At 69.6% G+C, this 941-nt stretch carries 1 protein-coding gene; it reads right to left on the bottom strand.

Annotation, left to right across the window (positions count from 1 at the left end; genetic code table 11):
* Positions 1–858: LysR family transcriptional regulator (locus KDH83_RS30850; RefSeq protein WP_212322868.1), on the bottom strand; the 858-nt coding region annotated here is incomplete at its 3' end.
* Between the last annotated feature and the right edge of the window lie 83 nt (positions 859–941).

Here is a 941-nt window from a genome sequence, read left to right on the forward strand (position 1 = left end):
GGCTTGTATGACCTGCGCCGCCACCGACAGGCTGCGCCCCTCGCGCCGCACCAGGTGCAGGGGCCGCGTCAGCGCGCGTCCGGCCAGCGGCACGATGCGCAAGTCCTCGCCGCCGAAATGGAACAATGTCATCGCCGGCACCACCGACACGCCCAACCCCGCCCTGACCAGCCCGGTCACGGTGGCCAGATGCTCCACCTCGAACACCGGCGGCGGCGCGGCCGCGCCCAGGGCCGCGTCCAGGTGCTTGCGCACGCTACTGCCGCGCGCAAGCTGGATCAGCGGATAGCGCGCGATGTCGCGCAAACGCGCCTGTTCCTGGCCGGCCAACGGGTGATCGCCACGGCACACCAGGAAATAGCGGTCGGCGTACAGGAATTCGCTGACCAGCTCGCTCATGTCCGGCCGTTCCGAGGCCACCGCGAAATCCGCCTGTCCGCTGCGGACCATGTCCAGGCAGGGATCCAGCAAGGCGTCGCGCAGGTCTACCAAGATGCCGGGATGCCGGTCGCGAAAGCCCGCCAGCAGGCCGGGCAGCCAGCCCGCCGCCAGCGACGGCAACGCGGCCAGCGTCACCCGGCCCCGACGCCGCGCGGCATGGTCGCGCAGATCGTCCATGGCCAGTTCCATGTCGGCGAGCAGGCGGCGCGCCGAGGCCTCCAGCACGCGCCCTTCCGCCGTCAGCTCGACGTTGCGCGTGTCGCGGTCGAACAGGCGCAGGCCGGCGCTGTCTTCCAGCTGGCGGATCAGGGCGCTGAAGGCGGGCTGCGTCAGGTGACAGCGCTGCGCCGCCCGGGTGAAGTGCTTCTCGTCGGCCAGGGCCACGAAGGCGCGCAGCTGGCGGGCAGAGAGATTCATGGCTTTTCTCTATGAATTGATCCGATCTTTCTATTTTACGGATGACTGGCCGCTGCCTATAGTGGCCCCCAACCTGTGCCCGT

This window comes from Achromobacter sp. Marseille-Q0513, from assembly GCF_018195695.1.
In the GTDB taxonomy this organism is placed as follows: Bacteria; Pseudomonadota; Gammaproteobacteria; order Burkholderiales; family Burkholderiaceae_B; genus Achromobacter.